This window comes from Archangium sp. (assembly GCF_036388035.1).
Lineage (GTDB): Bacteria > Myxococcota > Myxococcia > Myxococcales > Myxococcaceae > Archangium.
In genome coordinates this window covers 1-6,041 of sequence record NZ_DASVSO010000942.1, presented here as the reverse complement: position 1 = coordinate 6,041, position 6,041 = coordinate 1, and the positions used below count along the sequence as shown (strand labels likewise).

Sequence of the window (6,041 nt, the reverse complement as noted above, 5' to 3'; positions counted from 1 at the left end):
CGGGGATACGGAGCCGCTCTCCGTCTCCCCGGTTTGTCTTTCGCGGGGCTCGGAGCGCTCAGAAGAGCGCGAGCTGCTTGGGCGGACCCAGGGCGCGCGCGTCCAGGCCCTCGCCGCGCAGCACCTGGGCCAGCTCCTCGGCGAAACCGTGGAGGGTGATGACGTCCCGAGCGCCGGTGGCCTTCACGTAGCGCACCAGCGACGGGCAGTCGGCATGGTCCGACAGCGGGAAGGCCACGTCCGCGCCGTAGCGGCGACAGGCGCCCGGCCCATCCAACGCCCAGCCCGTGAGGACGGCGGTGGCGCGTGGCCAGAAGGGCGCGAGGCCTCCCCCCCGCACCAGGTGCGGCGGGAAGAAGAGCACCTCGCCCGGCTCGACGCGCCCATCCAGGCACCGCAGCGGCTCGATGGGAACGCCCAGCTCGCCGTACAACTTCGTCATCTCGTAGATGGACGAGTGGGCCACCAGCGGGAAGCCGCGATCCGACAGGTACTTCATCGCCTCCTGGCTCTTGCCCAACGGGTAGGCCAGCAGCACGGGCACCGAGCCCCGCTCCTGGTGGCGGCGCACCCAGGACTCCACCTGCCCCATCACCTCCTCGCGGGGCGGGAAGACGTAGCGCGGATGGCCGAAGGTGGACTCGATGACGAGCATGTCGCACTCGGCCACCTGGAGCGGCTCGGCGGTGAGCGAGGGGGCCACGTTGAGGTCGCCCGTGTAGACGATGCGCTTGCCGTCCTCGCGGATGACGCGCAGCTGGGCGCTGCCGAGGATGTGGCCCGCGGGCAGCAGCTCCAGCGTCAGCGAGCCCAGCTCGAAGGGGCGGCAGAAGGGAGCCGACAGCGGCGCCTGGAGCGGACCCAGCCGGTGCGCCATGAAGCGCAGGGTGGCGGCGGTGGCGATGGTGCGCTCGTGCCGGGCGATGTGGTCCGAGTGCCCGTGGCTGACGAAGGACAGCGGGGACTTGCGCTTGGCGTCCAGGGACAGGGGCGTCCCCGTCAGGTGCAGTCCGTTCCTTCGCAGCTCGACGCTCATGAGAGGCCCTGGGTATAGCGGCTCCCGCCGGGCATGCACGCCTTCTCGCCGAGGTGTCAGCCCGAGCGCCGGGCAGGCGGGAGGACGGGCCCGCGCTCCAGTCGCGGGAGGCTCAGGCGCGCTCGGGACGCAGGCGCCCGAAGAAGTGGCCCCCCAGCTCGGCCACCAGCACGCCCACCACGATGAGGCCCCCACCCACCCACTCGCGCACGCCGAGCGTCTCGTAGCCGAGCGCCACCGAGTACACCCCGGCGAAGACGGGCTCCATGGAGCAGATGAGCGCCACGCGCACCGCGGTGGTGCGCGCCTGGGCCCACGTCTGCACGCAGATGGCCATCGCGCTGGCGAAGAGGCCGCAGAAGGCCGCGGCCCCGATGAAGGACGGCGTCCACTCGACCCGTGCTCCGGCGAAGGGCAGGCAGAGCGCGGACAGCCCCGCCACCACCCAGAGCTGCACGGCCACCAGCGCCACCACGCCGGACTTCGGCGCGTAGCGCTCGGTGAGGAGGATGTGGAAGGCGTAGGCCACCGCGCAGCCCAGCGTCAGCCAGTCTCCCCAGGACAGGCCCTGCCCCTCCCCCACCTGCGCGCCGGTGAGGTAGCGCAGGCCCACCGCCGCCAGCACCACGCCCACGCATGAGGAGATGCGCGGCCTGCGCCGGAAGAGGGCCAGCCCCAACACCGGGACGAGCACCACGTACAGCCCGGTGATGAAGGCCGAGCGCGAGGGCGTGGTGGACACCAGCCCCACCGTCTGCAGCACGAAGCCGAGGAAGAGGAAGACGCCCAGCAGCAGCCCCCGGCGCAGCGTCTGGGGGACGAGCATCTCCCGCCGGGCAATGGCCGTGAGCGCCAGCGCGCCGATGCTGAAGCGCAGCGCGAGGAAGGAGTACGGGTCCCCGTGGCTCAGCGCCCCCTTCACCACGACGAAGGTGACGCCCCAGAAGGCTGTCATGAGGACCAAGGCCCCATCCGCCTGGAGGCGCGTGCTGCCCTCCGGGTGGCTCGAGGCGTCGGTCGTCACGGAAGAGGAGGTGCTGCTCACGGAAGGCCGCTCACGAGATGAAGAAGAAGGAGACGCGGGTGCGAAGCTACCCGCTCCCCCCTACCCAAGCCAGGAACGCGGCCCGCTCGCCAGCCCTGTTGTCGACCACTCGAGACCCGCTATGACGGAGGCGCGAGCCGCCCCTCGGGCGGACGGAGGGAGGCCGGAACAATCCATGAACACGGTGCCAGAAGGCGAGCTGGCCGCCCAGCGGGGTTGGTGGAGTCGCAACTGGACGTGGGTGGTGCCCACGGGCTGCCTCGGGCTGCTGCTGTCGTGTGGCTGCCTGGGTGCCGTCTTCTTCGGCGTCATCACCCAGTCCCTCCGGGGCTCGGGCGCCGTCGTCGAGGCGGTGGCCCTGGCCAGGCAGTCCCCCGAGGTGCGACAGGCGCTCGGCGAGCCCATCGAGCAGGGCCTGTGGGTCCAGGGCCGCATCCACTCCGGCGGGGACCAGGAATCGGCCGACGTCACCCTCCCGCTCAAGGGACCCAAGGCGGAGGGCACCCTGCGCATGGAGGCCTACAAGAACGGGGACGCGTGGACTTTCACCACCCTCCAGGTGGAGGTGCCCGGACAGCCCCCCATCCACCTGCTCGGAGACGCGCCCGCGCCGCCCCCCCACACCCTCCCCTTCCCGAAGGACATCGAACGCTAGGGGAGCGTCCCCCCGCAACGCCGAAAGGGCGGCGCGAGGAGTCCTCGCCACCGCCCCTCCTGGAGTCAGGGCCCGGAAGCACCGGGCCCCACGTCACGAGCGACTAGCCCTTGGCCTTGTGGATGGCCTCGCGCAGCGCGGGCAGCACCTTGAAGAGATCCTCCACCAGCCCGTAGTCCGCCACCTGGAAGATGGGGGCCTCGGCGTCCTTGTTGATGGCGACAATCGTCTTCGAGCTCTTCATGCCCGCGAGGTGCTGGATGGCCCCGCTGATACCCGCGGCGATGTAGAGCTGCGGCGCGACGACCTTGCCCGTCTGGCCCACCTGCAAGTCATTGGGCACCCAGCCGGCGTCGCACACCGCGCGCGAGGCGCCCACCGCGGCGCCCAGCTCGTCGGCCAGCGCTTCAATCTCCTTGAAGTCGCCCTTGGTGCCACGGCCGCCGGAGACCACCACGCGCGCCTCGGTCAGCTCGGGCCGCGCGCTCTTGACCTCCTTGAAGTCGACGAACTTCGTCTTGCCCGTCTCCACCTTGGGGGAGAAGGCCTTCACCTCGGCGGCGCCCTGGCCCCCCGCGGCGGCGGGGAACTCGGTGGCGCGGATGGTGAAGACCTTCACCGGCGTGGTGAGCTTCACCTCGGCGAAGACGTTGCCCGCCCACATGGGCCGGTGGAAGGTGACGTCCGCGCCGCCCCCGCCAAAGCCCATGATGTCCGTGGCCATGGCGGCCTGCAGGCGCGCGGCCACGCGGGGCAGCAGATCCTTGCCCTGGGCGGTGGACGCCATGCCCACGTAGTTGGCACCAATGGACTTGGCCAGCTCGGCGATGGCCGGGGCGTACGTCTCGGCCAGGTAGTGCTCGAAGTCGGGCGCCGTGGCGGTGTGGACCGCCTTGGCCCCCAGGCCCTTGAGCTCCTCGGTGACCTTGGAAGGATCCTTGGAGAGCAGCACCAGGTGCAGCTCCGCGCCCGCCTTCTCGGCGAGCTGCTTGCCCGCGCCAATGGCGTTGAGGGTGGCCTTGCGCAGGTTCCCGTCCGGCTGCTGCTCCGCAACGATGAGAACGATCGGCATGTTCGGCTCCAATCTCGAAATAGGAAGGGGAACGGGCCCGGTCAGACGACCTTCGCCTCGTTGCGCAGCTTGTCCATCAGCGTTGCCACGTCCGGCACCTTGATGCCGGCCTTGCGCGGAGGCGGCGCCGCCATCTTCAGCACCTGCACCTTCGGGGTGACGTCCACGCCCAGCTTCTGCGGCGTCAGCTCCTCGATGGGCTTGCTCTTGGCCTTCATGATGCCCGGGAGGCTCGCGTAGCGCGGCAGGTTCAGACGCAGGTCCGTGGTGACCACCGCCGGCAGCGCGCACTCGAGCGTGGCCAGCCCGTTGTCCACCTCGCGCACCACGCGCACGCTCTTGCCGTCCGCGCCCACCTGCAGCGCCGGCACCTTGTTCTTCTCCTGCTCGCTCTCCAGCGACTCCACCTTGGAGGCGAAGGTGGCCTGACCCCAGCCCAGGTACTCGGCGAGGTACTGGCCCACCTGGTTCTGGTCATCGTCGATGGACTGCTTGCCCAGGACGACCAGGTCCGGCTTCTCCTTGTCCACCACCTTCTGCAGCAGGCCCGCCACGCCCATCTGGTCCAACGGGCCCGTGTGGTTCACCCACACCGCGCGCGCGGCGCCCATGGCCAGCGCGTGCCGCAGCTGCTCCTGCACTTCCTTGCCGCCGATGGAGACGACCACCACCTCGCCGCCATGTTTGGCCACGAGGCGCAGGCCCTCCTCCACCCCAATCTCATCGAAGGGGTTGATCTTGTACTTGAGCCCCTCTTGAACGATGCCCGAGCCGTCCGGCTTCACCTTGATCTTGGACTCGGGGTCTTCCACGCGCTTGGCGGTGACGAGGATCTTCACGGTCGTCCTTCTCCTTAGAGCGGGTACTCCCAGAAATGGCGCGAGCGGCGCGCGTCCATGACGCAACGCGCCGTACGCGAGGCGTTGATTTACGCATCAACGCCTCGCTCCGGCAACCGGGAAGAGTCAGGAGCGGACAGTTTTTCTTGCCTACTTGAACAGCTCGCGCGCGATCACGAGGCGCTGCACCTGGCTGGTGCCCTCGTAGATCTGGATGAGCTTGGCGTCGCGCATGAGCTTCTCCACCGGGTACTCCTTGATGTAGCCGTAGCCGCCGTAGATCTGCACGGCGTCGGTGGCGACCTTCATGGCCATGTCGGCGGCCGTGCACTTGGCGTAGGAGGACACCAGGGTGGCCTTCTGGCCCGCGTCCAGCAACCAGGCGCTCTGGTAGCACAGCAGGCGCGCGGCCTGGGTGTTCATGGCCATGTCGGCGAGCATGAACTGGATGGCCTGGTGCTCGCGGATGGGCTTGCCGAACGTCTTGCGCTGGGCGGAGTACTCCAGGGAGTACTCGAGCGCGGCGCGGGCGATGCCCACCGAGAGCATGGCGGTGACGGGGCGGCTGTTGTCCAGCGTCTCCATGGCGATGCGCCAGCCCTCGCCCTCCTCGCCGATGCGGTTGGCCACCGGGACGCGCACGTCCTCGAAGGTGAGCGCCACGGTGTCGCTGGCGCGCTGGCCCATCTTGTTCTCGTGCTTGCCCACGGTGAGGCCCTTGGGACGGCCCTCCACCACGAAGCACGTAATGCCCTTGTGCTTCTTGGCCTTATCCACCGTGGCGAACACCGTGTACTGGTCCGCGTGGCCGCCGTTGGTGATGAAGCACTTGGCGCCGTTGAGGACGTAGTGGTCGCCGTCGCGCACCGCGGTGGTGCTCATGCCAGCCACGTCCGAGCCCGCCTCCGGCTCGGTGAGGCAGAAGGAGGCCAGCTTGAACTTCTCGGTGAAGGGCGTGAGCAGCCGCTTCTTCTGCTCCTCGGTGGCGCCCACGATGATGGGCAGGTTGGCCAGGTCATTGGCCGTGATGGAGGTGGCCATGCCGGCGCAGCCCCACGCCAGCTCCTCGTAGGCCAGGAGCTGGTCCAGGTGCGACAGGCCCAGGCCACCACACGACTCCGGCAGGGCCATGTTCAGCAGGCCGTTCTCCCAGGCCGAGGCGATGATCTCCCGGGGGAACTGGGCGGTCTCATCGTAGTGGGCCGCCTTGGGACGAATGACCTCCCGGGCGAACTTGCGCGCCATGTCCTGCAGGGCACGCTGGGATTCGGAGAGCTGGAAATCCATGGGACCACCTCGTGGGGGTTGTACCGACGTTGCAGCCGGCTTTCGTCACCACCGTCTCACGGACCGGTGAGGAGCGAGCCGCCGCTGATCATGTTGTAGAGCCTGGG

Annotated in this window: 6 protein-coding genes; 1 reads left to right on the top strand and 5 read right to left on the bottom strand. The window is 69.4% G+C overall.

Features of this window, described 5'->3' with window-relative positions; translation table 11 throughout:
* Positions 1 to 58: 58 nt before the first annotated feature.
* A complete protein-coding gene (locus VF697_RS39145) occupies positions 59 to 1,036 on the bottom strand; it encodes an MBL fold metallo-hydrolase (RefSeq protein ID WP_331103236.1) in 978 nt (325 codons plus the stop codon).
* A 112-nt stretch (positions 1,037 to 1,148) separates the two neighbouring features.
* Positions 1,149 to 2,081, bottom strand: a complete 933-nt coding sequence (locus tag VF697_RS39140; protein WP_331103234.1) for a DMT family transporter — start codon at positions 2,079 to 2,081, stop codon at positions 1,149 to 1,151.
* A gap of 175 nt (positions 2,082 to 2,256) precedes the next feature.
* On the opposite strand from VF697_RS39140, the gene VF697_RS39135 reads away from it, so the two are divergent.
* Positions 2,257 to 2,736, top strand: a complete 480-nt coding sequence (locus VF697_RS39135) for a cytochrome c oxidase assembly factor Coa1 family protein (RefSeq protein ID WP_331103231.1) — start codon at positions 2,257 to 2,259, stop codon at positions 2,734 to 2,736.
* 103 nt (positions 2,737 to 2,839) lie between these two features.
* On the opposite strand, the gene VF697_RS39130 is transcribed toward VF697_RS39135, so the two are convergent.
* From VF697_RS39130 to VF697_RS39120, 3 genes are all read right to left on the bottom strand, one after another.
* Positions 2,840 to 3,808, bottom strand: coding sequence for an electron transfer flavoprotein subunit alpha/FixB family protein (locus VF697_RS39130; protein ID WP_331103229.1), 969 nt, complete (start codon positions 3,806 to 3,808; stop codon positions 2,840 to 2,842).
* Positions 3,809 to 3,849: 41 nt separating this feature from the next.
* Entirely contained in the window at positions 3,850 to 4,647 is a 798-nt protein-coding gene (locus VF697_RS39125) for an electron transfer flavoprotein subunit beta/FixA family protein (RefSeq protein ID WP_331103227.1), read from the bottom strand.
* A gap of 150 nt (positions 4,648 to 4,797) precedes the next feature.
* Positions 4,798 to 5,934 (bottom strand): acyl-CoA dehydrogenase family protein, encoded by a 1,137-nt coding sequence (locus tag VF697_RS39120; protein WP_331103224.1) that lies wholly within the window; start codon positions 5,932 to 5,934, stop codon positions 4,798 to 4,800.
* Between the last annotated feature and the right edge of the window lie 107 nt (positions 5,935 to 6,041).

Coding starts and splice junctions, on each gene's coding strand:
- VF697_RS39145 (WP_331103236.1), bottom strand. CDS start 1,036: ATGAGCGTCGAGCTGCGAAGGAACGGACTGCACCTGACGGGGACGCCC.
- VF697_RS39135 (WP_331103231.1), top strand. CDS start 2,257: ATGAACACGGTGCCAGAAGGCGAGCTGGCCGCCCAGCGGGGTTGGTGG.
- VF697_RS39130 (WP_331103229.1), bottom strand. CDS start 3,808: ATGCCGATCGTTCTCATCGTTGCGGAGCAGCAGCCGGACGGGAACCTG.
- VF697_RS39120 (WP_331103224.1), bottom strand. CDS start 5,934: ATGGATTTCCAGCTCTCCGAATCCCAGCGTGCCCTGCAGGACATGGCG.